The organism is Pseudomonas sp. AC211, assembly GCF_979258055.1.
This window is the reverse complement of sequence record NZ_OZ409830.1, coordinates 2865170-2890404: the sequence shown is the minus strand read 5'-3', so window position 1 is coordinate 2890404 and position 25235 is coordinate 2865170. Positions and strand designations below refer to the sequence as shown.

Sequence of the window (25235 nt, the reverse complement as noted above, 5' to 3'; positions counted from 1 at the left end):
GTCGAGCCAAGTGCGCGGCTTTCCGATACAATGCGCGTCACCGTGTCGGCCCGTGAGTCGGCGAGTTTGACAGTCAGATAGGCCTTAGTGCTGAGGTACCCATGGATATCATCGAAACTATCAAAGAGCAGATCGCGAACAACGCCATCCTGCTGTACATGAAAGGCTCGCCGAACGCCCCGCAATGTGGCTTCTCGTCGAAAGCCGCTCAGGTTGTCATGGCATGCGGCGAAAAATTCGCCTACGTCGACATCCTGCAAAACCCTGAAATCCGCGCCAACCTGCCGAAATACGCTAACTGGCCAACCTTCCCGCAACTGTGGGTCGGTGGTGAGTTGGTTGGTGGTAGCGACATCATGGTTGAGATGTTCGAAAACGGTGAGCTGCAAACTATGGTTAAAGCCGCCGCTGCCAAAGCCGACGCTTGATTAGCTGACGCGCAATAAAAAGCCCCGCCGAAGCGGGGCTTTTTTATTGCCTGACGATTTACTCGTCCATCTGCGACTGCAGGTAGTTCTGCAGGCCGACTTTGTCGATCAGGCTGAGTTGGGTTTCCAGCCAGTCGATGTGCTCTTCCTCGGAGCAGAGGATGTCTTCGAGCAGTTCGCGGCTGGCGTAGTCGCCAATGCTCTCGCAGTAAGCGATGGCTTCCTTCAGGTCGATGTGCGCTTTGTGTTCGATCCTCAGGTCGCACTCGAGCATCTCTTTGGTGTTCTCGCCGATCAGAATCTTGCCGAGGTCTTGCAGGTTCGGCAGGCCTTCCAGGAACAAGATGCGCTTGATCAGCTTGTCCGCGTGTTTCATCTCGTCGATGGACTCGTGGTACTCATGCTCGCCCAGTTTCTTCAGGCCCCAGTCTTCGTACATGCGCGCATGCAGGAAGTATTGGTTGATGGCGACCAGCTCGTTGCCGAGGATTTTGTTGAGGTGCTGGATGACTTTCTTGTCGCCTTTCATGTCTGCGGCCTGCCGTGCAAAGGGGTGATAGCGTGAGAGTCTGCCCCTGCATCATTACGCTGTCAAATGTAAGTAGTTGAATTTAAACGGAAAATAAACCCGAATACGAATGTTTAGATTCTGCGTCTTGGCGCTAACTAGTTGAATTTCAGGCATAAAAAAACCGGACACTCGGTCCGGTTTTTTGGGAAATTGACTACTTTACGCCGCAGAAAATTGTGCTGGATAACCGAGCGCGGCTTGGCTGCTTTGCACTTCAGTCAGCGCTTCGCGTACCACTTTCTTGGCCAGCGTCGCGCATTTGCCGCACTGGCTGGCGACTTCCAGCGACTCACGAACGTCGCGGTAGCTGCAGCAACCTTCGTAGATTGCATCGCGGATCTGACCGTCGGTGACACCCATGCAGAGGCATACGTACATATAAGGCCCGGACTCAAAGTGACTTGATGCGGAGGATATTAATGTTAATGAGAATGCTTGTCAAAAACTAGACCGAGCGTTTCTCATTGATATTCACTCGGGGCGATGAACGGTCCCACGCATTATTTCACGCATGAAAAAACCCGGCGCAGAGGCCGGGTTTTTTTTAAGCGGAGCAGGGCAGTGATCAGTCGTCGAAATCCTGCCAGCCGCCCATTTCCTTCCAACGGTTCACGATGCCGCAGAACAGCTCGGCGGTTTTCTCGGTGTCGTATCGCGCGGAGTGCGCCTCGCGACCGTCGAAATCCATGCCCGCCGCCTGACACGCCCGTGCAAGCACGGTTTGCCCGTAGGCGAGGCCGGCGAGGGTGGCGGTGTCGAAGCTGGAGAAGGGGTGGAACGGGTTGCGCTTCAGGTCATTGCGCGCGACGGCCGCATTGAGAAAGCCCAAGTCAAAACTGCTGTTGTGGCCCACCAGGATGGCGCGTTTGCAGCCGTTGGCTTTCAGCGCTTTGCGGATGCCACGGAAAATATCGGTCAATGCCGACTCTTCGCTAACCGCCATGCGCAGTGGGTGATCGAGCTTGATGCCGGTGAACTCCAGCGCAGCCGCTTCGATATTGGCGCCTTCAAACGGCTCGATACGGAAGAAGTAGGTGTGCTCCGGAAACAGAAAACCCTTTTCGTCCATGCCCACGGTGACGGCTGCAATTTCCAGCAGGGCGTCGGTGGCAGAGTTGAAACCGCCAGTCTCCACATCGACCACCACCGGCAAATAGCCGCGAAACGCGCGGCCATGGGGTGGCGCGAATTGCTGCTGCCGCCTTCCGGTTCGTCGTCGTAGTTGTCTTCACTCACGCGGTTTGCTCCAGCAAGCGCCAGCGCAGTTTTTCACCGGCGCGCAGCGGGACGACACTGTGCTCGCCAAGCGGCAAGCTGGTCGGGGCGGTCCATTCTTCACGGACCAGGGTAATGGTATCGGTATTGCGCGGCAGGCCGTAGAAGTCCGGGCCGTGCTGGCTGGCAAAGCCTTCCAGCTTGTCCAGCGCGTTACGTTGCTCGAATGCTTCGGCGTACAGCTCAATCGCCGCGTAGGCCGTGTAGCAGCCGGCGCAACCGCAAGCGGCTTCTTTGGCGTGCTGAGCGTGGGGCGCCGAGTCGGTGCCGAGGAAGAACTTGGCGCTGCCGCTAGTGGCGGCGTCCAGCAGGGCTTCCTGGTGCACGTTGCGCTTGAGAATTGGCAGGCAATAGAAGTGCGGGCGAATGCCGCCAACCAGCATATGGTTGCGGTTGTACAGCAGGTGGTGAGCCGTGATCGTCGCGCCGACATTGGCCGGGGCGCTGTTGACGAACTGCACCGCATCGCCAGTGGTGATGTGTTCGAACACCACTTTGAGCGTAGGAAAACGCTCGACCACACGGGTCAAGTGCTCATCGATAAACACCTTTTCGCGATCGAATACGTCGATTTCGCCGCGCGTCACTTCGCCGTGTACCAGCAGTGGCAAGCCCACTTCAGCCATGGCTTCGAGCACGTGAAAAATCTTGTCGACGCTGGTCACGCCGGAATCGGAATTGGTCGTGGCGCCGGCTGGATACAGCTTGGCGGCGTGTACGAAACCGGATGCCTTGGCGCTGCGAACATCGTCCGGGCTGGTGAGGTCGGTGAGGTACAGCACCATCAGCGGTTCAAAATGGCTGCCGGCCGGGCGGGCGGCAAGAATGCGCTGGCGATAGCCATCGGCTTCGGCGGCGTTGTGCACCGGCGGCACCAGGTTCGGCATGATGATGGCGCGACCGAAGGTGCGCGCGACGTCGGCGACCGTATGAGGCAGCACCGCGCCGTCGCGCAGGTGAATATGCCAGTCGTCCGGACGCAGCAGGGTGAGGCGGTCAGTCATGGGGGGCGATACCAGATCAGCGAAATTTGTGCGGTGAAAACTGCTGCGAATGCTACCGGAAAAGCCTGGTAGCGGCACCCGCTATCAAGTTTTCCAAACGCCAACCGATACCCCACTCAGAACGCCGTAATTCTTCATGGAGCCTACCGTGCGCCAGCGCTATCTCGCCTTGTTCAGCTTATTCGCCAGCCTGCCGGCCATGGCGATCACCTTCCAAACGCGCCTGGAAAAGGTCGAATGGAAGGTCGACGGCGATCAATTCGAGTGCCGCTTGTCGCAGGACATCACCGATTTCGGCCAAGGCCACTTCGTACGCCGTGCCGGTGAACAGGTCACTTTCCGCCTGCAAGCCCGCGAACGCTGGCTGGGTGCAGGTTCGGCCACCCTGGTTGCTGCCGCAGCACCGTGGCAACCAGGGCGAGGCGACATCAATCTGGGTCGGGTCACGGTCGACAACGGCGCCATGCCTTTTAACAGCAGCCAGCAGCAAGGCGCGCGCATGCTCACCGGGTTACTGGAAGGTCGCAGTCCCGTAGTGCGCCACCGCATGCCGGACGGCGGCGAGGGCGTTGAAGTTCGCCTGCTGCCGGTCAAGTTCAACAAGGCCTACCACGATTACCTGGACTGCACGACCAAGCTGCTGCCCGTCAATTTCGACCAGATCAAACAAGTGCAAGTGGCCTTTCCGGGTGGCGGCGCCGACCTGGATGAACTTTCTCGCGCGAAGCTGGAAATCATCCTGCAGTACCTCAAGGCTGATCCGAGCGTTAACCATATCGAGCTGGACGGCCATTCCGACAACGGCGGCAACCGCCTCACCAACCTGGATATGTCCCGCCGTCGCGCGTTAGCCGTGCAGGAATATTTCAAGGCCAATGGCATCCCTGAAAGCCAGTTTGTCGTTCGCTTCCACGGTGAGCGTTATCCGCTGGTTCCCAACACTAATGCCGCCAACCGTGCGAAAAATCGCCGGGTAACCGTGCATTTGTCCCGCGAACCCATGCCGCCAGCGCCCCCCACTCCCGCGACCGCGCCGATAAAACCTGCTGCCACGTCCTGATTGCAGGTTGTGCGCTTCCCGTCGTTTAGACGAAAGAATCCGTCGCTTCATCGTCATTAGCTGTCGCGCCTCTGTAAATTGTGCGGCGCGGCCAGTAGAATCGCGGGTTTTCCGTAGAACCCCGTGGAGTGATGGCATGGCGGACGTAAAGAAGGTTGTCCTGGCGTATTCCGGTGGCCTGGACACTTCGGTGATTCTCAAGTGGCTGCAAGACACCTATCAATGTGAAGTGGTGACATTCACCGCCGATCTCGGTCAAGGCGAAGAAGTTGAGCCAGCCCGTGCCAAGGCACAGGCCATGGGCGTCAAGGAAATCTTCATCGACGACCTGCGCGAAGAGTTCGTTCGCGACTTCGTTTTCCCCATGTTCCGCGCCAACACCGTGTACGAAGGCGAGTACCTGCTGGGTACGTCCATCGCCCGTCCGCTGATCGCCAAACGTCTGATCGAAATCGCCAACGAAACCGGCGCTGACGCCATTTCCCACGGCGCCACCGGCAAAGGCAACGACCAGGTTCGCTTCGAGCTCGGCGCTTATGCGTTGAAGCCTGGCGTAAAAGTGATCGCTCCGTGGCGTGAGTGGGATTTGCTCTCGCGTGAGAAGCTGATGGACTACGCCGAAAAGCACGCCATCCCGATCGAGCGTCACGGCAAGAAGAAATCGCCGTACTCCATGGATGCCAACTTGCTGCACATCTCCTACGAGGGCGGCGTGCTGGAAGACACCTGGACCGAGCACGAAGAAGACATGTGGAAATGGACCGTCTCCCCTGAGAACGCTCCAGACAAACCGACCTACTTGGAACTGACCTACCGCAACGGTGACATCGTCGCCCTCGACGGCGTGGAAATGTCCCCGGCCACCGTGCTCGCCACGCTGAACAAAATCGGCGGCGAAAACGGTATTGGTCGTCTCGACATCGTGGAAAACCGTTACGTCGGCATGAAATCCCGTGGCTGCTACGAGACGCCCGGCGGCACCATCATGCTGCGTGCTCACCGCGCCATTGAATCGATCACCCTGGACCGCGAAGTCGCTCACCTCAAAGACGAGCTGATGCCCAAGTACGCCAGCCTGATCTACACCGGCTACTGGTGGAGCCCTGAGCGTCTGATGCTGCAACAGATGATCGACGCCTCGCAGGCCCACGTGAACGGTGTGGTGCGTCTGAAGCTGTACAAAGGCAACGTCATCGTCACTGGTCGCAAGTCGGAAGGCTCGCTGTTCGACGCCAACATCGCCACCTTTGAAGAAGACGGCGGCGCCTACAACCAGGCCGACGCGGCTGGCTTTATCAAGTTGAACGCCTTGCGCATGCGCATCGCCGCCAACAAGGGTCGCAAGCTGTTCTGATAAGCTTTTGCGGCTGACCAAACCCCGGCCACGAGCCGGGGTTTGCATTTATAAGCCTGTCACAGGCAACCGATGAGGAACGACTGATGAGACTGCTGCACACCATGCTGCGCGTCGGCGATATGGACAAATCCATCGCGTTTTATACCGAAGTGCTGGGCATGACCCTGCTGCGCCGCAAAGACTACCCCGACGGCCAATTCACCCTGGCATTCGTGGGCTACGGCAACGAAGCGGACAACAGCGTGATCGAGCTGACCCACAACTGGGGCGTCGAGAACTATGAGCTCGGCACCGGTTATGGCCACATCGCGCTGGAAGTGGCCGACGTCTACAAAGCCTGCGAAGACATCCGCGCCCGTGGCGGAAAAATCACCCGCGAGCCAGGCCCGATGAAGCACGGCACCAGCATTCTGGCCTTCGTCGAAGATCCGGATGGCTACAAAATTGAACTGCTGTCGCCCTCGCGCGGCGACTAAAGAATGCCCTGTAGGAGCTAGCTTGCTAGCGAACCCTGCAAACGCTGATTTCCGAGTTTCCAGGCTTCGCGACCAAGGTCGCTCCTACAAAAGCGACATAGCGCCCAATAAAAAGCCCGACATCATGTCGGGCTTTTTATTGGCAGATCAGAAATCAAAATCGTATTCGGCCAGTTGTTTGTGCAACCGTCGCTCTTCCAAGAGGTTGTCGATGATGCGGCGCTTGGTCAGGTTGGTTTTTGCCACCTCAACCGGTGCTTCCACCACTTCCTCGCTTTCGTCACTTACTACGTCTTCGTCGAGTTCCAGTTCTTCTTTGCTAGTGCTCATTGACGTCCACTCCGGCTACAGGGCCATTGGCGCACCTTATATAGGCAAATTCGGGACGGGTAAAAAAGATTTTTTCAATCGAGCGATAGTAGGAACATCAAAAAGTCAATCGTCCGAGGTTTTGGCTTTGTACTCGCACAGGTCTTCAATCCGACAGCTACCACACCGTGGCTTGCGGGCGAGGCACACATAACGGCCGTGCAAAATCAGCCAATGGTGCGCATCCATCAAAAAATCCTTGGGCACAAACTTCAGCAGTTTCTTCTCCACCTCCACCACGTTTTTGCCCGGTGCGATGTTGGTGCGGTTGCTGACGCGAAAAATGTGCGTGTCCACGGCCATCGCCAGTTGCCGGAACGCGGTGTTGAGCACCACGTTAGCGGTCTTGCGGCCCACGCCTGGCAAGGCTTCCAGCGCTTCGCGGTCTTCCGGCACCTGGCTGCCGTGTAGCTCGATAAGGCGTCGGCACGTTTCGATCACGTTCTTGGCTTTGCTGTTGTACAGGCCAATGGTCTTGATGTACTCGCTCAACCCGTCCACGCCCAGCGCGTAAATCGCCTCCGGGGTATTGGCCACCGGGTACAACTTGGCCGTGGCTTTGTTGACGCTGACGTCGGTGGCCTGCGCCGAGAGAATCACCGCAATCAGCAGCTCGAACGGCGTGGTGTAGGCCAGCTCGGTCTTCGGCTCGGGGTTGTCTTCGTGCAGGCGGCGAAAAATTTCGTAGCGTTTAGCGGCGTTCATCGGCGGTCGGGTCGGCAGAAAGAGAAGAGGGTTGGGAAGAGGGAAACACTGATCGGGACAACGCCCACAGCGCGCCCAGCACTATAAACGCGCCGGGTGCCAGGGCGAAAAGCGGCAATCCGCTAAAGCCGGGAACAGACCAGCCAGAAGCGCTTGGGCCGAACAGCCACTCGGCATGGCTAAGCAGTGTGCCTCGGCCGAGCAATTCGCGCAGCGCGCCGAGCAGCAGGGCGACCCCGCTGAACAGCAAACCGTGGCGCAGCCCTTGTAGCGCGTTTGCCGGCGCCTGCACTACCGCGAGCAGAAGCAGCGGCACGAAAATCCCCAGGGCGGTGCGCAGCTCCAGCGCGGTGGCTTGCAGCAGCAAGTCCGCGACGGTCAGCAAGGCGCACGCCGCCAGTAGCAGAACCGCGCGCCGTAACGTGGCGTCCAGTCGGCGCAACAGTCCAGCCAGCACGCCCAATGCAATCAGCAGCAGTAGCGCCACCAAGCTCAGTCCCAGGCTTTTTACAAGCATATCGCTGGCACCCAGCAGCGGCGCCAGGGCTAGCCAATTAAGCGGCCTCATGGCGCCACCCCTTGAAGCAGGTGAGCTTTATGCGCATCGAAATACCGCAGGCCTTGTTGTACCGCCTGGCTGACCGCCCGCGATGTCACGGTGGCGCCCGCCATCTGGTCGAATGGGCCGCCGTCGGCTTTCATCCGCCAATCGGCATCGCCGGCGCTGCGACCGAAAAAACCGCGCAACCACGGGCTTCTTGCCGCGTTGCTGAGGTCTGCCAGGCCTGGCGTTTCCCGTTCGCTCAGCACCTTGACGGCCAATAGCTGCCCCGACGGCGCGATGGCCAACAGCAACTCAATGCTGCCTTCGTACCCTTCGCCGCGCGTTGGAAGCAGCACCGCGACAGGCACGCCGTTTAAGGTGGCGAGGTAGCCAAACGACGGCTCCGGCAGGCGCAGCTGCTCGCTATCGGCCAAGGCAATCGGTGCCGCAGTCGGATGATTGTCGTAACTGCCGGGCGCCAGCAAATCCAACAAGGCGCGCTCGCTGGCGGCCTGCCGTTCCCTGGCGATCTGGTCGCCGAGCAGGTGCTGAACGCCCACCACGGCAGTCATCAGCGCGAGCAATAACGCGCCGATAACCAGCGCATTGCGCCTAGTCATTCGTCACCTCCGCGATGGGTTTCAGGGCCCGCCGCTCGATGATCGGCACCATCAGGTTCATGCCGAGTACGGCGAAGGCCATGCCGTCAGCGTAGTTGCCCCAGGTGCGGATCACGTACAGCCACAGCCCAACGCCGATGCCGAACCACAGGCTGGCGCGGTCGCTGCCAGGGCCGGACACGGGCTCGGTGGCGATAAAAAATGCGCCCAGCATCGTCGCGCCGGAGAACAGATGAAAAAACGGCGAGCCGTTGGAATCCGAGCCGGAGCCGTTCCAGCACAGCAAGCTGGCCACAAACAACGCCCCGAGCACGCCCACCGGCGTGTGCCAACGAATGACCTTGCGCTGAATCAGCAACAGGCCGCCAAGCAGAAACGCCACATTCACCCAGCCGGCCTGCCAATGGCTGAACGCTGGGTTGCGTTGGAACAGTTCGTCCACCGTCAGCCGGTCGTTGTGCTTGAGGCTGTCGAGCACCGTGGCCTGGCTCCAGCCGTCCACCGGCACCGGCCCGATAAAAATGTGCTGTAACCCGGCAAACAAACCGTGGGCATCGCCCGGCGCGGGCCATTGCGTCATCTGCGCGGGGAAGGCCAGCAGGGCGAAGGCGTAGCCGAGCATGGCGGGGTTGAACGGGTTTTTGCCGAAGCCGCCGAACAGCGCTTTGCCGACAAGATGAGCAAACGCCGCTGCACTGACGCTCAGCCACCACGGCGCGTACGGCGGCAGCGCCAACGCCAGCAAGGTGGCGGTCACCAGCGCGCTGCCGTCGCCCAGCCACTCGACATCGCCGAGCGAAAAGTGCGCTGCCCCTTGCACACGTCGCGTCAGCGCTTCACACGCCAGCGCCGTGGCCAGGCCGAGCAGCAATTGCAGCAACGTGCCCCAACCGAAGTGCCAGCACAGCACCAGCGCACCGGGCACGCAGGCGAGCAACACCCATTGCATGCCAGGGCGCGGGTCGAACGCCGGATTAGCCGGGCTGGTAGGCATCGAGCTTTTCCTGCGCCTGGTGCAGACGCTGCTGCGCCTTGGCCAGCGCCGCCTCATCGACAGGCTGACGACGCTGCAACTTGTTGACCTCGGCACGGGCCATCACCAGGTCGGTTTTCAGGTCGCGCAAGCCGGTGTCGACAGGGCGCTTGTCGATGCGCTGCAGGTCTGGCGCCGGCTTGTTGCAGGCGTCTTCGGCCTGGTGCAACGCCGTTTCGGCCGCCAGCAGAGCCGCTTGCAACGGCTGCAATTCGCTTGCCCCGGCGCCGCTGCCTTCGGCGGTTTTCAGCGCCGCGCGTGCGACGGCGAGATTGACCTTGGCTTTCTTCAACGCCACCTGGCTGTCTTCGCTGGCAGCAGGCTTGGCCGCTTGCAGCGCTGCTTGCGCCGCCGCCGCAGCCTGGCCCAATGCCTCAACCTGCTGCGCCAGTTCCGGTGTGCCGTAAGTGGCGAGTTGTTTTTGCGCCTTGCTGTAGGCCACCTGCGCCATGGCCGCTTCGATTTTCAGGCGCTTGACCCGCTCATCGAGGCTGACGGATTTCTGTGTTTTCACTCGCTCGATGGCCGCTTGCACGGGATCCAACGCCATCGCTTGAGGTTGTGCCTGGCGCTCAGCGCGCGCTGCACGGTCGCGCTGGCGACGCGCTTCGTCCCGTTGCAAGCGAGCCTGGTGATTTTCATGGCGCCAGCGGAAATGATCGGCACGCAGTCGCTGCTCCTGCGCGGCGGGTTCGGGCAGCGTCTGCAGGTCGATGCAATCAACCGGGCAGGGCGCCACACACAATTCGCAGCCGGTGCATTCGTCGGTGATCACGGTGTGCATCAGCTTGGCCGCGCCGACAATGGCATCCACCGGGCATGCCTGAATGCACTTGGTGCAGCCGATGCATTCGGCCTCGCGAATAAACGCCACCTGCGGGGCAATGGGCGGCAGTTCCGGTGGTAGCACCGGCACCTTCAGCAACTGCGCCAAAGCTTGAATGGTGGCCTCGCCGCCGGGCGGGCATTTGTTGATCGCCTCACCCTGGGCGATGCCCTCGGCGTAAGGCTTACAGCCGGGGTGCCCGCACTTGCCGCACTGGGTTTGCGGCAACAAGGCGTCGATGGCAGTGATCAGGCTACTCATAGCGGCGCCAGCCCTTGCAGACCCAGCAGCACAACGCCGATCAAGCCCGCGCCAATCAGCAACAGCGGCGCGCCGCGAAAGGCCACTGGCACAGCGTCGTGGTCAATGCGACCAAGCAGATCGCCCAGCACCTGCAACGCCAACCAGAAACCCAGTCCACCGCCAATGCCTTGCGCCACGGCCAGCGCGAAGGTGTGAGGTTCGGCCAGTAAGATGCTTGCGAGCGCGGCGGCGCTGGAGATAAACAAGGGCAAAGCTTCGCGAGCAAGCTCGCTCCTACGGAAAACGGAAACCGCCAGCCAGGCGAGCGCGGCCAGCAGTGGCACGTACAGAAACAAGCGAAGGAAATCGAGCTTAAGCGGCAGCAACACGCCGTGAAACAGCAGCCAACCCAGCGGCGTCGCGAGGGCAATCAACACCGCACTCACCCGCCCCAACTGCGCCATGCGTGCCGGGTGCGTGCCCACGGCATCGGCGCCAGCAGGCAGTAGCACCAGCAGGTTGTTCACCAAGGCGGCGCCAAGCAGGGCGAGGAAAAAAGCAGTCATTGCGCGCGGGTTTCGTTGTGTTGCCAGAGAGGGGCGCCATTATCGGGGATGGCGCCAGCTCGGTACAGCTACGCGTAGATCAGGCGGTCTTGCGCCGCGTCACCTTGCGCCACAACCAACGCACCAGCAGCGCCAGCGGGAACAGCACGATCAGGAACGGAATGCTGTAGCCCAGCACTTCCAAGGCTTTGGTGGAGCCGTCGGTGGCGTTGTCGAGCAGGTTGCCGAAGGCCTCGCCGATGCGGCTGAAGCGGCTGGGGCGTTGTTCTTGGGTGTTGAAGGTGAGGGTCAGCAGGTTGGTGTCGATGCGCCGTTGTTGCTGCGCGGCTTCCTGGGAGGTGGCGTCGAGTTGAACTTGCACCTCGGCCATTTCGCGGGCGAGGGCGAGCATGTCGCTGACGCTGAGGTCTTTGCGGTCTTGGAATTGTTCGAGGGTTTTGTATTGGCGTTGCAGGCGCTCGCGCACTTGGTTGTTGTCGGAGACGGCCTGGGCGAGGTCTTCGGCGCGGGTGGTGCGGCTGACCAGCTTGCCGCCTTCGCCCGCGAGGGACACGAGCTTTTCAACGCCGTCGGGCACGATGCGCACGCGCAGTTGCCCGGCGTTGTAGCTGCTTTCGCCTTGTTCGATGCCAAGCAGGTCGCATTGGCCAAAGCGGCCGCTGGTGCAGGCTTCACGCGTATCGGCCAGGCGCTGGCGCACGGCTGCTTTGTCCAGTTCGAGGGTGACGTAGTGTTCGTACGCCAGGAACGCCCCGGCTTTGGCTTTCTCGCCCTGAACGTCGGCGCTGCCGGAAACGGCGTTATCGCTCGAGTAGCCGTCTTGTTTGCCGCACCCGGCCAGCGCCAGAAGCAGCAGGGGAACAATCCAAAAAGCTTTCATCGTCGCTTCCTTGCAGAAATAAAAAAACGGGGCTGATCGCTCAGCCCCGTCTGATGGTGACGTTACTTAACGCGCTGACCCGGCTTGGCGCCGCTGTCCGGACTGAGCAGGTAAATTTCTTCGCCGCCAGGGCCGGCCGCCAGCACCATGCCTTCCGACACGCCGAACTTCATCTTGCGTGCAGCCAGGTTGGCCACGTAGAGGGTCAGGCGACCTTCCAGCTTGCTTGGGTCCGGGTAGGCGCTTTTGATGCCGGAGAACACGTTGCGCTTGGCATCGCCAATGTCGAGCGTCAGGCGCAGCAGCTTGTCGGCGCCTTCAACGAACTCGCATTTTTCGATCAGGGCAATGCGCAGGTCGACGGCGGCGAAGGCGTCGAAACCGATTTCGGCGGCCAGCGGGTCTTTGCTCAGTTCGCCATTGCCAGCGGCGGCGGGTGCAGCGGCTTCGCTGCTGGCCAGGTCTTCTTTCGAGGCGTCGGTCATGGCTTCCACGGCTTTAGGGTCGATGCGGGTGAGCAGGGGCTGGAACGCGTTGAGCTGATGGTTGGCCAGCAGCGTTTTGTGGTCGTTCCAGGTCAGCGGCGGCACGTTGAGGAACGCTTCGGCATCGCGCGCCAGGGTCGGCAGCACGGGCTTGAGCAGAATCACCAACTGGCGGAACAGGTTGATGCCCAGGGCACACACGGCCTGCACTTCGTCTTGCTTGCCTTCCTGTTTGGCCAGCGCCCACGGCGCTTTGTCGGCAATCCAGGCGTTGGCGCGGTCGGCCAGTGCCATGGTTTCGCGCATGGCGCGGGCGAAGTCGCGCGCTTCATAGGCTTCGGCAATGCTTGGGGTGGCGGCCAGAAAGGCGTCGGTCAGTTCAGGCGCGGCGTTGGTGTCGACCAGCACGCCGCCGTTGCCTTTGTGAATAAAGCCGGCGCAGCGGCTGGCGATGTTCACCACTTTGCCGACCAGGTCGGAGTTGACCTTCTGCACGAAGTCTTCGAGGTTCAGGTCCAGATCGTCCACGCCACGGCTGAGTTTGGCCGCGTAGTAATAGCGCAGGTATTCCGGCGACAGGTGATCGAGGTAGGTGCGCGCCTTGATAAAGGTGCCGCGCGATTTCGACATTTTCTGGCCGTTAACGGTCAGGTAACCGTGCACGTTGATGCCGGTCGGCTTGCGGTAGCCGGCGCCTTCGAGCATGGCCGGCCAGAACAGGGCGTGGAAGTTGACGATGTCTTTACCGATGAAGTGGTACAGCTCGGCCGTCGAATCCTTGTTCCAGAAGGCGTCGAAATCCAGCTCTGGCGTGCGGTCGCACAGGTTCTTGAAGCTGGCCATGTAGCCAATCGGCGCATCCAGCCACACGTAGAAATACTTGCCCGGCTCGTCCGGAATTTCGAAGCCGAAATAGGGCGCATCGCGGGAGATATCCCACTCTTGCAAGCCGGAATCCAGCCACTCGGCGAGCTTGTTGGCGACCGCGTCGTGCAAGGTGCCGCTGCGGGTCCAGCTTTGCAGCATGGCCTGGAATTCAGGCAGCTTGAAGAAGAAGTGCTTGGAGTCTTTCAGCACCGGCACGGCGCCGGAAATGGCCGAGCGCGGGTTCTTCAGTTCGGTAGGCGCGTAGGTGGCGCCGCATTTTTCGCAATTGTCGCCGTACTGGTCTTCGGTGCCGCACTTCGGGCAGGTGCCCTTGATGAAGCGGTCGGCCAGGAACATGCCTTTTTCCGGGTCGAAGTACTGGGTAACCGAACGGGTGGCGATGTGGCCTTTGTCGCGCAGGGCCAGGTAAATCGAGGTCGACAGCGCGCGGTTCTCTTCCGAGTGCGTGGAGTGGAAGTTGTCGAAATTCACCAGAAAGGCGGCGAAGTCGGCGCTGTGCTCGGCTTTGACGTTGTCGATCAGTTGCTGCGCGGTGATGCCTTCTTTCTCAGCGCGCAACATGATGGCCGAGCCGTGAGCGTCGTCTGCGCAGACATAAATGCATTGATTGCCGCGGTGCTTCTGAAAGCGCACCCAGATATCGGTTTGGATGTACTCGAGCATATGGCCAAGGTGAATCGAACCGTTGGCATAGGGCAGGGCGCTGGTGACGAGGATTTTGCGGGGCTCGGACATGGTAATCGGCTGCACTGGCATTACGAGGGAAGTCGGCAACTATAAAGGCGTGGCGGTTTTTTTTCATCCGCATCGCGGCTCAAGCCGCTCCTAAGACCGCACCGTTGTGTAGGAGCGGCTTCAGCCGCGATGCTTTTAATCCACACCCTATTGGCTTGAAGTAAGATGCCCGCCTGTTTTGCTCAGTCTTTCGGAGTTGCCCCATGAGCACCGTTACCCGCCAGCTGGTCGAAGCGACCCTGCGCCAGTTCACTGATCCCAACCTCAGTCAAGACCCCGTCGGCGCCGGTTGCCTGCGCGATGTCAGCATCGACGGTGCCAAGGTGCGCGTGCGCCTGGAGCTGGGTTACGCCGCCGACCTGTTCAAGAATGGTTGGGCGCAAATGCTGCAAATGGCCCTGGAAAATGTCGACGGCATCGACAGCGCCACGGTGCAGATCGACACCCACATTGCCGCCCACAAAGCCCAGGCTCAGGTGCCCGGTTTGGCCAATGTGAAAAATGTGATTGCCGTAGCCTCGGGCAAGGGCGGCGTGGGTAAATCCACCACGGCTGCCAACCTGGCCCTGGCCCTGGCGCGCGAAGGCGCCAAGGTCGGCATTCTCGATGCCGATATCTACGGCCCCAGCCAAGGCATCATGTTTGGCATTCCTGAGGGCACCCGCCCGCAGGTGAAAGAGCAGAAGTGGTTCGTGCCGATCAAGGCCCACGGCGTTGAAGTGATGTCCATGGCGTTCCTCACCGACGACAACACGCCGATGGTCTGGCGCGGGCCGATGGTGTCCGGTGCGTTGCTGCAACTGGTCACGCAAACCGCGTGGGGCGACCTAGATTATTTGGTCGTCGACATGCCGCCCGGCACCGGCGACATCCAGCTGACCCTGGCGCAGAAAGTGCCCGTGGCCGGTGCCGTGATTGTTACCACCCCGCAAGACCTGGCCCTGCTGGACGCCCGCAAAGGCGTGGAAATGTTCCGCAAAGTGAACATTCCGGTGCTGGGCGTGGTGGAGAATATGGCCGTTCATATCTGCTCCAACTGCGGCCATGCCGAGCACCTGTTCGGCGAGGGCGGTGGCGAGAAGCTGGCGGCGCAATACGACGTTGATCTGCTGGCCTCGATGCCGCTGTCCATGGCGATTCGCATGCAATCGGATGGCGGCAAACCCACCGCCATCGCCGACCCGGAAAGCCAGATCGCCATGCTCTATCAAGAAGTCGCCCGTGCCGTTGGCGCGCGCATTGCGCAAAGCGGGCAGAGCGCGCCGGGTATGCCGAATATTGTGATTTCCGACGACTAATCGGCCTGCACATTGGCGTTCGTCCGAGCGCCAATGCAGCAGTCGCCTGCACACAGCCGTTGCGCCGCAGATGAGAAATCGTGGAAGATGAGATGAAATCTCATCTGTGGCGTTTCTGGCGGCATGTCTACCGACAACTTCTTCCCGTTGCACAGCGTGGAAAGCCTTTACGGCGAGCATCACGGCTGGCTGCAAAAATGGCTGCGCAGCCGTATCGGCAACTCCGCGGATGCGGCAGACCTGGCGCAAGACACTTTTGTGCGGCTGCTCAATGCCCGCACGGCGCCGAGCATTCGCGAACCCCGTCATTACCTGACCACCATTGCCCGTGGCTTGCTGGTGGATCTGTTCCGCCGTCGCGCCGTGGAAAATGCTTACCTCGACGCACTGGCTGCACGCCCCGAGGCTTATGAAGAAAGCCTGGAAAACCGCCACCTGATTCTTGAGGCGCTGCTGGCCATTGACGCCATGCTCGACGGCCTCGGGCCACGCACGCGGCAGATTTTTCTCATGGCTCAGCTGGAAGAACTCAGCTACGTGGAGATTGGCCAGCGCCTTGGCGTTTCCGTCACCACGGTCAAAAACCATTTGAGCAAAGCGCTGCTGCAATGCCTGCTGCTGGTCGAAGATTGATGACCAGCCCCGCCGCCCAAGCGCTAACCGCCCATTGCCTGGAAATGGCGGTGCACTGGTACGTGCAGCTCAACGACGGCGCGCCCGACGAGGCGCAGCGCCAGGCGTGGAAGCGCTGGCTGGCCGCCTCGCCCGATCACGCCCGCGCTTGGGCGCGGGTGGAGAAACTGCAACGGCAGTTGCGCGGCGTGCCAATGGAACTGGCCATGCCCGTGCTGACCCAGGCCGGCGTGGAGCGGCGTCTGGCGATGAAATCGCTGGTGCTGTTTGCCGCCGTTGGGGCGGTGGGAGCGGGCTACCAGTTTTCGCCAATGAGCGCCGATTACGCCTCGCGCACGGGCCAGCGCCGGCAGGTCATGCTTGCCGATGGCAGCCGTCTGGACCTGAACACTGACACGCAGGTCGACGTTCACTTCAGCGCCAGCGAACGCCTGATCACCCTGCGCCATGGCGAAATTCGCCTGCGCACGGCCGCCGACACGCAAACTGCCGCGCCCCGACCTTTGCTGGTGCAGAGCCGCCACGGTCGCGTGCGCGCGCTGGGCACCGATTTCAACGTCCGCCTGGGCGAACATTTCACCTCGGTGAGCGTGCTCGAACACACGGTCGAAGTGCGCAGCGAGCAGATGCCGCAGGCTGCGCAGCGGGTAAACGCCGGCGAGCAGCTGCAATTCAGCGCGAGCCAATTGGGCGCCGTACAACCGGCCGACCCCAATCGCAGCGCCTGGACCACCGGCATGCTGGTCGCCATCGACTGGCGTCTGGGCGATTTTATCGACGAGCTGGCGCGCTATCGCCCCGGGCACTTGAGCTGTGCGCCAGCCGTGGCGGATTTACGCGTGTCGGGCGCCTTCACTCTCGACGATACCGACGCCGTGCTCGCCAACCTGACGGCTTCGCTGCCGGTGCGGCTGCGCAGTTTTTCCCGCTATTGGGTGCGTATTGAGGCGTGATGTACCGCGCCGATGAAAATATTTCTTATCTGGGTTGCCGATTTCGAATCTCGTCCGGCTCAAGCAGTAGAGCGGTTTAACCGCCACTAAATCTGCCCACGGCACAAGGATCGAGATTGATGACTCAGCATTACCCCCTTCTGGCAAAAGGCGTTCGCCTGGCATTGTTCGGCTTCGCCCTCGGCGGCCCGCTGTTACTTGGCAGTGCGCAGCCCGCTTGGGCGCAAACCGATGCCAGCCGCACCCAGTACACCATCGGCGCTGGCCCGTTGGGCACCGTGCTCAGCCAGTTTGCGGCGGCCAGTGGGGTGATGCTGTCGTTCGCTTCCACGCAAACAGCCGGCCTCAGCTCGCCGGGTTTGCGGGGCGAATACTCGGTTCAGGAAGGGTTTGCCAAGCTACTCGCCGGCAGCCATCTGCAACTGCGCGAGGAGGGCGCCAGCCGCTATAGCCTGGTCACGGTGCAAGCCGGTTCGGCGCTGGAGTTGGGCGCCACCGACATCAACGGCCAAACCCTCGGCACTACCACCGAAGGCAGCGGCTCGTACACCACCGGCGCGTTGAGCATCGGCAAAAGCGAGCAGAAGCTCAAAGACATTCCCCAGTCTGTCAGCGTGCTCACCCGCCAACGCATGGACGACCAGAACATCACCAGCCTCACCGAAGCGCTGGTCAACACCACCGGCATGACCTCCACCAAGTCGCCAGGCCCGGGCATGTTCATGTTCTCGCGCGGCTTCGATATCGAAGCGCTGCAATACGACGGCGTGCCGACGCCCCGCAACATTTACTCGCTGGGCAGCTACCTGACCGAATCGATGGCCATCTACGACCGTCTGGAATTTCTGCGCGGCTCGGCGGGCCTGCTGCAAGGCGCCAACAGCCCGGGCGGCGCGGTCAATCTGGTGCGCAAGCGCGGGCAGGGCAAACCCACCGTCAGCATCACCGGCAAGGCCGGTTCGTGGGACCGCTACGGCCTGCAACTGGACGCCGGCGGCCCGCTGAACGAGGCCGGCACGGTGCGTGGTCGCACCGTGGTGGACTATTCCCAAGGCGACTCGTTCGTCGACTACAAATGGAACTGGGACCAGACGGTATACGGCGCGCTGGATGTCGACCTCAGCGACAGCACCACGGTAGGCGTTGGCTTCAATCACCATCAAGGGCATTACCGGCCGTTTTTTCTCGGACTGGTGCGCAATGCCGACGGCAGCGACATCGGCCTGCCGCGCTCGACCTTCACCGGCTCCACCTGGAACCGCGGCATGAATGACCAGACCTCGGTTTATCTGGACCTGGAGCATCGCTTTAACGACGACTGGAAATTCAAGAGCTCGGCGTTTGGCATGGTTGAGAGCAATGAGGCGGCTTATCAGTATCTGGTCGTTGCCGAGGGCAGCGGCTCTGGCTATTTCGACTATGCCACTGACTATCAAAGCAAGAACGTCGGCCTCGACATGTTCGTGGATGGCAAATTCGAGGGCCTGGGTTTTGAGCAATCTCTGGTAGTGGGCGGCAACTATTCGAAGTACACCAGCGAAGGGGCTTACGCCGCTTACCGAGATTGGACGGCAAGCATTCTGGATATCGACCACCACCGGCCGTACGAGGACATGGAAAACATCCTCACCAAACCGAATGCCAGCCTCAACCCCAGCGAATACGACGTTCGCCAGAAAGGCATCTACGGCACCTGGCGGGCAAAACTGCTGGAGCCGCTAACCCTGATTTTGGGCGGGCGCACCAGTTGGTATGACTACCAATACACCGCCTACCAGGAAAAACTCGGCCAGCGCCAGCCCGGCTGGGACGTGGATTCACAAATCAGCAGCACCGGGCGTTTCACCCCGTACAGCGGCCTGGTTTATGAACTCACGCCCGAGTGGTCGGCCTACGTCAGCTATGCCGAAGTATTTATTCCCCAACCAGAACCGACGCTCGACAACAAACCGCTCAAACCCATCGAAGGCCGCAACTACGAGACCGGCTTGAAAGGCGAGCTGGCTGACGGGCGGGTCAATGTGTCCTTTGCGCTGTTTCGCTACGACCACCAAAACCGCGCCACGCAGCTCTCCAGCCTGGGCTATATCTGCAACGGCTCGCTGTGTTCGCGAGCGGCGGGCGAAGTGCGCAGCCAAGGCTTTGAAGCCGAGGTCAGTGGCGAGGTGTTAACCGATCTGGAACTCTCGGCCGGCTACACCTACAACACCACCAAATACCTGAAAGATCCGCAGAAAGAAGGCGAAATCTTCAGCACCTGGACGCCCAAGCACATGCTGCGCGTGTGGTCCAACTACAAGCTGCCGGGCGATTTCAACCGCGTCAGCCTTGGTGCCGGCGTCAACGCCAGCAGCCATACACCCAGCCAGGACGACAAATTCGACTTGCCCGGTCTGGCCGTATGGAGCGCGCGCGTGGCGTACCAGGCCAGCGATGAAATTGGCGTGGCGATGAACCTCAACAACGTGTTCGACAAGAAGTACTACATCCCCGCTTACAACGACGTTGATGGCGGCAACTACTACGGCGACCCGCGCAACGTCATGTTCACCGTCAAATACACCCCGCAGTTCTGACGCACCGGTGTACCCCGTAGGAGCCAGCTTGCTGGCGAACTCTGAAAAAGGAGGTTTTGCTGGAGATTGCGTAACGGCCATCGCGACTAAAGTCGCTCCCACAAATTCAGGCAGCGGCGACAGACCTGTAGGAGCGACTTCAGTCGCGATCCCTGAAAAAGGTGGTTTTGCGCGAGACTGCGTAACGGCCATCGCGATTAAAGTCGCTCCCACAAATTCAGGCAGCGGCGACAGACCTGTAGGAGCGACTTCAGTCGCGATCCCTGAAAAAGGTGGTCTTGCGCGAGACTGCGTAACGGCCATCGCGACTAAAGTCGCTCCCACAAATTCAGGCAGCGGCGACAGTCCTGTAGGAGCGACTTCAGTCGCGATCCCTGAAAAAGGTGGCCTAGCGTGGACCGCGTAACGGCCATCGCGACTAAAGTCGCTCCCACAAATTCAGGCAGCGGCGACAGACCTGTAGGAGCGACTTCAGTCGCGATCCCTGAAAAAGGCGGTCTTGCGCGAGACTGCGTAACGGCCATCGCGACTGAAGTCGCTCCCACAGTTCCGGCGCGTGCCACGGAGTGTGTGGCGGGGCGGATTGCGGCTTCAGGCGTGCGCCCCTTTGAACCTCGCCGTGGCTCCCGGTAAGATGCCCACACTTTTTCACCTCGCTATTCAGGACACCTCGCCATGAGCATCAAATCGGATAAGTGGATTCGCCGCATGGCCCAAGAGCACGGCATGATCGAGCCCTTTGTGGAGCGTCAGGTGCGGGCCGAAGGCGCTAACGCGCTGATCTCTTACGGGGTGTCGAGCTACGGTTACGACGTGCGCTGCGCCGATGAATTCAAGGTGTTCACCAACATCAACTCGGCCACCGTCGATCCGAAGAACTTTGATGAAAAGAGCTTCGTCGACGTTAAAAGCGATGTCTGCATCATTCCGCCAAACTCTTTCGCGTTGGCGCGCACGGTTGAGTTCTTCCGCATTCCGCGCGACGTGCTGACCATCTGCCTGGGCAAAAGCACCTACGCGCGCTGCGGCATCATCGTTAACGTCACGCCGCTGGAGCCGGAATGGGAAGGCCACGTGACGCTGGAGTTCTCCAACACCACCACCTTGCCGGCGAAGATTTACGCCAATGAAGGCGTGGCGCAGATGCTTTTCCTGCAATCGGATGAAGCGTGCGAAGTGTCGTACAAAGATCGCGGCGGTAAATACCAAGGCCAACTGGGCGTTACCTTGCCTAAAGCCTGATTCGTTTCAGCCAATAAAAAACCGGGCCCTGTGCCCGGTTTTTTTATGCCCTGTGGTTTAGACCGATCCAGTCATTCCCGGGAAAGCGGCGGTCCGACGATAGGAGTCCAGAATATCGAGCCGTACCACGTATCGCGCCCCGTTCAAGATTCTGGATCCCCGCCTTCGCGGGGATGACGATGAACGACGGGTTACTTGAGATTCCCGCTCAAAAACTGCCGCAACCGCTCGCTCTGCGGGTTATCCAGCACATCCTTCGGCGCGCCTTGTTCTTCGATTTTGCCTTGGTGCAGAAACACCACCTGGCTCGCCACCTGACGGGCGAAGCCCATTTCGTGGGTGACCAGAATCATGGTGCGGCCTTCCTCGGCCAGCGCCTGAATCACTTTCAGCACTTCGCCCACCAGCTCGGGGTCGAGGGCGGAGGTGGGTTCGTCGAAGAGCATGATTTCCGGTTCCATGGCCAAGGCCCGGGCAATCGCCACGCGCTGTTGCTGACCGCCGGAAAGAAACGCCGGGTATTGGTTGGCAACGCGCTCCGGCAAGCCGACTTTTTCCAGGTAACGTCGCGCGCGGGTTTCCGCTTCTTCCTTGCTTACGCCCAGCACCCGCCGTGGCGCCATGGTGATGTTTTCCAGCACCGTCATGTGGCTCCACAGGTTGAAGTGCTGGAACACCATGGCCAGGCGACAGCGCAGGCGTTGCAGTTCGTCTTCGTCGGCCACGCGCATGCCACCACGGTCGGCGACCATGCGCACTTGCTGCCCGTCCAGGCTCATGGCGCCGTCGTTGGGTTGCTCAAGGAAGTTGATGCAGCGCAAAAACGTGCTCTTGCCCGAGCCGCTGGCGCCGATCAGGCAGATCACGTCGCCACTTGCGGCCTTCAGCGAAACGCCTTTGAGCACTTCATTGTCGCCATAGCTTTTATGCAGGCCATCAATGGTCAGTTTGTACATGGACGAAAAACCTCAAGGCGAAAGTAGGTAGCCGCTGCGGTAGGCCTGGCTGCCGGCCACGTGGGCGACGGCCATGCCGGCCGTGGCCATGCGGCGCATCGAACGGGCGTACAGCAGGCCCGCCGTGCTGCAATAAATGGGCGTCACGCTGTCGCTGATCGGGTCGATGACTTCGGCGATCTGGTCGCCCGCTGCCATCACTTGGCCCGGCGCGGCGCAAAATACCAGCAAGCCGCCCACCGGCGTGGTCACCGGTTCCACGCCGGCCAGCGGCGTTGCCGGCTGGCGCAACGCGGGCAGGGCAGGGGCTTCACCGGCCAGCACACCAACGTGGGTCAGGTAATTGAGAATGGCCTGGCAATCGGCCGCCGCCTGCGCGTGGGAAACGTCGAGCACGCCACGGTGTTCCACGGTCACGGCAATCGCGCCCTGGGCAATTGGGAAGCGCTCGCCGAAGCGCTGCTGCATCTGTAGCCAGAACAGGCTGAAGCTTTCGTCGAACGACTGGCCGCCGGAATCGCTGGCCAGCAGGCTGGCGTCGGCGCCGATGTAGCGCGACAGCGGTTCGACCCGCTCCCAGGCTTCGGGCGTGGTGTACAGGTGCGCGACGGCTTCGAAGTCGCAGTGCAAGTCGAGCACCACATCGGCCTGACAGGCCAGGCGCTGCAAGGTCAGGCGCTGCGACTGCAATTGCGTGGTCGGCGTGGCGTGGGTAAGCGCCTGGTGCAGGCTGGCGCGAATCAGTTGCAGGTTGTGCGCAGCGTCGTCGTTGAGCAGCGGCTCCACTTCGTCGCCCACGTGCTGGCTGACGTTGATAAAGGCGCGGTTAAAGTTCTCGCGCGTTTCCAGCTCGTAGCGGCCCAGCGGCATATCCATGACGACTTGCGCCTGGCCGATGGGATTGGCCACTGGCACCAGGGTCACTTCACCCAGTATCTGGCCCGCGTTTTCCAGCTCGCTCAGGCGCTGTTTCAGGTGCCAGGCCACCAACATGCCGGGTAACTCGTCGGCATGCAGCGAGGCCTGAATGTAGGCGCGCTTGGCGGCCTGATCGACCGAGGCCGAACCGAAATGAAAGCTGTGAATCTGCCGCGCGGTGCCAGGCACCGGGGCGAGAAGCTCGTGTTGTTGATGACGCATGGGCAACCCTTAATGCGCGGGACCGAGGAAAGCCAGCCAGCGTTTTTCCGCCAAGCGAAACAGGCCTACCAGGGTGAAGGTGATGGCCAGGTAGATCAGCGCTGCGATGCCGAACGATTGAAAGGTCAGGAAGGTGGCCGAGTTGGCGTCCCGCGCGACTTTGAGAATGTCCGGCACGGTGGCGGTGAAGGCCACGGTGGTGGAGTGCAGCATCAGAATCACTTCGTTGCTGTAATACGGCAACGAACGGCGCAGCGCCGAGGGCATGATCACGTAGGCATACAGCTTCCAGCCATTGAGGCCGTAGGCCTTGGCCGCTTCGACTTCGCCGTGGTTCATGCTGCGAATGGCGCCGGCGAAAATCTCGGTGGTGTAGGCGCAGGTGTTCAGCGAGAAGGCCAGAATGGTGCAGTTCATGGCGTCGCGGAAGAACGAGTCGAGCACCGGCACTTCGCGCACGGCGGCAATGCTGTAGATGCCCGTGTAGCAAATCAGCAGTTGGATATACAGCGGCGTGCCACGGAACAGGTAGGTGTAAAACTGCACCGGCCAACGCACCAGGCGCGAGGGCGAAACGCGGGCAATCGATAACGGAATCGAGACCAGAAAGCCGAAAAAAATCGACGCACTGAGCAGCCACATGGTCATGGCCAGCCCGGTGATGTTGACGCCATCGCTGTAGAGAAACGGTCTCCAGTATTCCTGCAGTAACTCGATCATCGCACCGCCTCCCGCGCGCCAGCCGCGTAGCGCCGTTCGAGGCGTCGCAAAACAAAGTTCGACGCGCTGGTGATCGCCAGGTAAATCAGCGCCGCCAGCACCAGAAAGTAGAACAACTGATAGGTGCTCTTGCCGGCGTCTTGCGCGGCTTTCACCACGTCGGCCAGGCCGATGATCGACACCAGCGCCGTGGCTTTGAGCATCACCATCCAGTTATTGCCAATGCCGGGCAGGGCGAAGCGCATCATTTGCGGAAACACCACATAGCGAAAGCGCTGACCACGTTTCAAGCCATAGGCCGTGGCGGCTTCAATCTGCCCACGGGGCACGGCCAGAATGGCGCCGCGAAAGGTTTCGGTGAAATACGCGCCGTAGATAAAGCCCAGGGTAATGACCCCGGCGGCGAAGGGATCGATCTCGATGTAATCCCACTCCATCGCGTCGGTGAACGACGACAGCCAGGTTTGCAGGCTGTAGAAAATCAGCAGCATCAACACCAAGTCGGGCACGCCGCGAATAAGAGTGGTGTACAGCTGCGCCGGAATGCGCAGGGCGCGCAGGCTCGACAGTTTGGCGCTGGCGCCGAGCAGGCCGAGCACAACGGCCACCAGCAGCGACAGAACCGATAATTTGATGGTCATCCAGGTGCCAAGCAGCAGCAGCGGGCCGAAGCCTTTCAAGCTGAAGGCCGACAGCCCGAGAAATTGCAGCAGGTTTTCGAACATGAGGAACGCTCATCGCTAAACAAAACGCCCACCCGTATGACGGGGTGGGCGGTTACTGGGCCGTTATTGCGACGGCCCGGTCGGCTTATTTATTGCCGAGGTACAGATTCAGCTCACCGAAGTGCTTCTTCTGGATTTCGGCGTATTTGCCGTCGTCGTGCAGCGCTTTGATGCCTTTGTTCAGCAGGGCTTTGAGTTCGTCATTGCCCTTGGAGATGCCGATAGCGGTTTTGGCTGGCAGCAGTTCGCTGTCGATGGCCTCGCTCACTTCGTAATCAGCGCCTTGTGGCGACTTCAGGAAGCCCAGCTCGGCTTGCAGCATGTCCTGGATGGACGCATCCAGACGGCCGCTGGTGAGGTCGGCGTAAACCTGATCCTGGTTCTGGTAGGCCTGGGTTTTCACACCGGCTTTGTCCAGCACGGCCTTGGCATAGGCTTCCTGAATGGTGCCTTGCTCGTAGCCCACGGTTTTGCCTTTCAGCGACGCCGGGTCAGCGGTCAGGCCAGCGCCTTTCTTGAATACCAGCGACGTAGGACCGGAGAACAGTTCGTCCGAGAAGTCGATAACTTTTTCGCGGGCCGGGGTGACGGTCATGGAGGAAATCACGCCGTCGAACTTGCGTGCTTTCAAACCAGGGATCATGCCGTCGAAATCGCTTTCAACCCATTTGCACTTCACTTTCAGTTCGGCGCAGATGGCGTTACCCAAGTCGATGTCGAAGCCAACCAGGCTGCCGTCAGCGGCTTTGGATTCGAAGGGAGCGTAGGAAGGATCGACACCGAAGCGGATTTCTTTGAATTCTTTGGCTTGCAGCGCACCGGCGCCAATGCAAAGGGCCAGGGCAGAAAGAGTCAGCCATGCTTTCTTCATTGCTTGTGTCCTTAGTGTGTAGATCACGTGAGATAACGCGGAAGTACGACGGGAAA

At 60.7% G+C, this 25235-nt stretch carries 26 protein-coding genes and 1 pseudogene; 9 read left to right on the top strand and 18 right to left on the bottom strand.

What is annotated here, in order from left to right:
• The first annotated feature begins 101 nt into the window (after positions 1–101).
• A complete protein-coding gene (grxD, locus tag ACZZZP_RS13500; RefSeq protein WP_122450487.1) occupies positions 102–428 on the top strand; it encodes a Grx4 family monothiol glutaredoxin in 327 nt (108 codons plus the stop codon).
• A gap of 58 nt (positions 429–486) precedes the next feature.
• Here grxD and bfr read toward each other — a convergent pair whose 3' ends face one another.
• The 4 genes and pseudogenes from bfr to pyrC form a co-directional block, all read right to left on the bottom strand.
• On the bottom strand, positions 487–957 hold the full coding sequence (bfr, locus tag ACZZZP_RS13495) for a bacterioferritin (RefSeq protein WP_463383051.1): 471 nt from the start codon (positions 955–957) through the stop codon (positions 487–489).
• Between the two features lie 201 nt (positions 958–1158).
• Positions 1159–1377: a bacterioferritin-associated ferredoxin gene (locus ACZZZP_RS13490; RefSeq protein WP_122495230.1), complete on the bottom strand. Its 219-nt coding sequence runs from the start codon at positions 1375–1377 to the stop codon at positions 1159–1161.
• A gap of 187 nt (positions 1378–1564) precedes the next feature.
• Positions 1565–2235: pseudogene (gene rnt, locus ACZZZP_RS13485) on the bottom strand (ribonuclease T).
• Positions 2232–3278, bottom strand: coding sequence for a dihydroorotase (pyrC, locus tag ACZZZP_RS13480; protein WP_463536585.1), 1047 nt, complete (start codon positions 3276–3278; stop codon positions 2232–2234). The pseudogene rnt and the gene pyrC overlap by 4 nt, the downstream one beginning before the upstream one ends.
• Positions 3279–3426: 148 nt before the next feature.
• Between pyrC and ACZZZP_RS13475 the strand changes: the two genes are divergently transcribed.
• The 3 genes from ACZZZP_RS13475 to gloA all read left to right on the top strand — a co-directional run bounded on the left by ACZZZP_RS13475 (position 3427) and on the right by gloA (position 6171).
• Positions 3427–4338: a flagellar protein MotY gene (locus ACZZZP_RS13475; RefSeq protein WP_463536584.1), complete on the top strand. Its 912-nt coding sequence runs from the start codon at positions 3427–3429 to the stop codon at positions 4336–4338.
• A 136-nt stretch (positions 4339–4474) separates the two neighbouring features.
• Positions 4475–5692, top strand: a complete 1218-nt coding sequence (locus tag ACZZZP_RS13470) for an argininosuccinate synthase (protein ID WP_108097514.1) — start codon at positions 4475–4477, stop codon at positions 5690–5692.
• Positions 5693–5778: 86 nt separating this feature from the next.
• On the top strand, positions 5779–6171 hold the full coding sequence (gloA, locus tag ACZZZP_RS13465) for a lactoylglutathione lyase (RefSeq protein ID WP_463383048.1): 393 nt from the start codon (positions 5779–5781) through the stop codon (positions 6169–6171).
• A gap of 147 nt (positions 6172–6318) precedes the next feature.
• Here gloA and ACZZZP_RS13460 read toward each other — a convergent pair whose 3' ends face one another.
• From ACZZZP_RS13460 to metG, 9 genes are all read right to left on the bottom strand, one after another.
• Complete coding sequence (locus tag ACZZZP_RS13460; protein WP_122495234.1) at positions 6319–6501, bottom strand: PA3496 family putative envelope integrity protein; 183 nt, start codon at positions 6499–6501, stop codon at positions 6319–6321.
• Between the two features lie 105 nt (positions 6502–6606).
• Positions 6607–7245, bottom strand: coding sequence for an endonuclease III (gene nth, locus ACZZZP_RS13455; RefSeq protein WP_463383047.1), 639 nt, complete (start codon positions 7243–7245; stop codon positions 6607–6609).
• On the bottom strand, positions 7232–7813 hold the full coding sequence (locus tag ACZZZP_RS13450; RefSeq protein WP_463383046.1) for an Rnf-Nqr domain containing protein: 582 nt from the start codon (positions 7811–7813) through the stop codon (positions 7232–7234). The genes nth and ACZZZP_RS13450 overlap by 14 nt, the downstream gene beginning before the upstream one ends.
• Positions 7810–8409: an RnfABCDGE type electron transport complex subunit G gene (locus ACZZZP_RS13445; RefSeq protein ID WP_463383045.1), complete on the bottom strand. Its 600-nt coding sequence runs from the start codon at positions 8407–8409 to the stop codon at positions 7810–7812. Before ACZZZP_RS13445 ends, ACZZZP_RS13450 begins: the two co-directional genes overlap by 4 nt.
• Complete coding sequence (locus tag ACZZZP_RS13440; RefSeq protein WP_463383044.1) at positions 8402–9403, bottom strand: RnfABCDGE type electron transport complex subunit D; 1002 nt, start codon at positions 9401–9403, stop codon at positions 8402–8404. The genes ACZZZP_RS13445 and ACZZZP_RS13440 overlap by 8 nt, the downstream gene beginning before the upstream one ends.
• Positions 9384–10529 carry an electron transport complex subunit RsxB gene (gene rsxB / locus ACZZZP_RS13435; protein WP_463383043.1) on the bottom strand — a complete coding sequence of 382 codons (1146 nt, stop codon included), beginning with the start codon at positions 10527–10529 and terminating at the stop codon, positions 9384–9386. The genes ACZZZP_RS13440 and rsxB overlap by 20 nt, the downstream gene beginning before the upstream one ends.
• Entirely contained in the window at positions 10526–11077 is a 552-nt protein-coding gene (locus tag ACZZZP_RS13430) for an Rnf-Nqr domain containing protein (protein WP_463536583.1), read from the bottom strand. The genes rsxB and ACZZZP_RS13430 overlap by 4 nt, the downstream gene beginning before the upstream one ends.
• Before the next feature lie 79 nt (positions 11078–11156).
• Positions 11157–11957, bottom strand: a complete 801-nt coding sequence (locus ACZZZP_RS13425; RefSeq protein WP_463383041.1) for a DUF4349 domain-containing protein — start codon at positions 11955–11957, stop codon at positions 11157–11159.
• 62 nt (positions 11958–12019) lie between these two features.
• Complete coding sequence (gene metG / locus ACZZZP_RS13420) at positions 12020–14065, bottom strand: methionine--tRNA ligase (RefSeq protein ID WP_463383040.1); 2046 nt, start codon at positions 14063–14065, stop codon at positions 12020–12022.
• A 203-nt stretch (positions 14066–14268) separates the two neighbouring features.
• Between metG and apbC the strand changes: the two genes are divergently transcribed.
• The 5 genes from apbC (at position 14269) to dcd (ending at position 20767) form a co-directional block, all read left to right on the top strand.
• Positions 14269–15363, top strand: coding sequence for an iron-sulfur cluster carrier protein ApbC (gene apbC, locus ACZZZP_RS13415; protein ID WP_463383039.1), 1095 nt, complete (start codon positions 14269–14271; stop codon positions 15361–15363).
• Between the two features lie 123 nt (positions 15364–15486).
• Complete coding sequence (locus ACZZZP_RS13410) at positions 15487–15996, top strand: sigma-70 family RNA polymerase sigma factor (protein ID WP_122495253.1); 510 nt, start codon at positions 15487–15489, stop codon at positions 15994–15996.
• Entirely contained in the window at positions 15996–16949 is a 954-nt protein-coding gene (locus ACZZZP_RS13405) for a FecR domain-containing protein (RefSeq protein ID WP_463383038.1), read from the top strand. The genes ACZZZP_RS13410 and ACZZZP_RS13405 overlap by 1 nt, the downstream gene beginning before the upstream one ends.
• A 119-nt stretch (positions 16950–17068) precedes the next feature.
• Positions 17069–19525 carry a TonB-dependent siderophore receptor gene (locus ACZZZP_RS13400; RefSeq protein ID WP_463383037.1) on the top strand — a complete coding sequence of 819 codons (2457 nt, stop codon included), beginning with the start codon at positions 17069–17071 and terminating at the stop codon, positions 19523–19525.
• Positions 19526–20200: 675 nt separating this feature from the next.
• Positions 20201–20767, top strand: coding sequence for a dCTP deaminase (gene dcd / locus ACZZZP_RS13395; RefSeq protein ID WP_108097498.1), 567 nt, complete (start codon positions 20201–20203; stop codon positions 20765–20767).
• 191 nt (positions 20768–20958) lie between these two features.
• Here the strand turns inward: dcd and ACZZZP_RS13390 are convergent, their stop codons facing one another.
• From ACZZZP_RS13390 to ACZZZP_RS13370, 5 genes are all read right to left on the bottom strand, one after another.
• Positions 20959–21723 carry an ATP-binding cassette domain-containing protein gene (locus ACZZZP_RS13390; RefSeq protein WP_122495260.1) on the bottom strand — a complete coding sequence of 255 codons (765 nt, stop codon included), beginning with the start codon at positions 21721–21723 and terminating at the stop codon, positions 20959–20961.
• Positions 21724–21735: 12 nt separating this feature from the next.
• Positions 21736–22863: a succinylglutamate desuccinylase/aspartoacylase family protein gene (locus ACZZZP_RS13385; RefSeq protein WP_463383036.1), complete on the bottom strand. Its 1128-nt coding sequence runs from the start codon at positions 22861–22863 to the stop codon at positions 21736–21738.
• Between the two features lie 9 nt (positions 22864–22872).
• Positions 22873–23583 (bottom strand): ABC transporter permease, encoded by a 711-nt coding sequence (locus tag ACZZZP_RS13380; protein ID WP_122495264.1) that lies wholly within the window; start codon positions 23581–23583, stop codon positions 22873–22875.
• A complete protein-coding gene (locus tag ACZZZP_RS13375) occupies positions 23580–24308 on the bottom strand; it encodes an ABC transporter permease (protein ID WP_122495266.1) in 729 nt (242 codons plus the stop codon). The genes ACZZZP_RS13380 and ACZZZP_RS13375 overlap by 4 nt, the downstream gene beginning before the upstream one ends.
• Before the next feature lie 85 nt (positions 24309–24393).
• Complete coding sequence (locus tag ACZZZP_RS13370; RefSeq protein WP_122495268.1) at positions 24394–25179, bottom strand: transporter substrate-binding domain-containing protein; 786 nt, start codon at positions 25177–25179, stop codon at positions 24394–24396.
• Positions 25180–25235 lie beyond the last annotated feature (56 nt).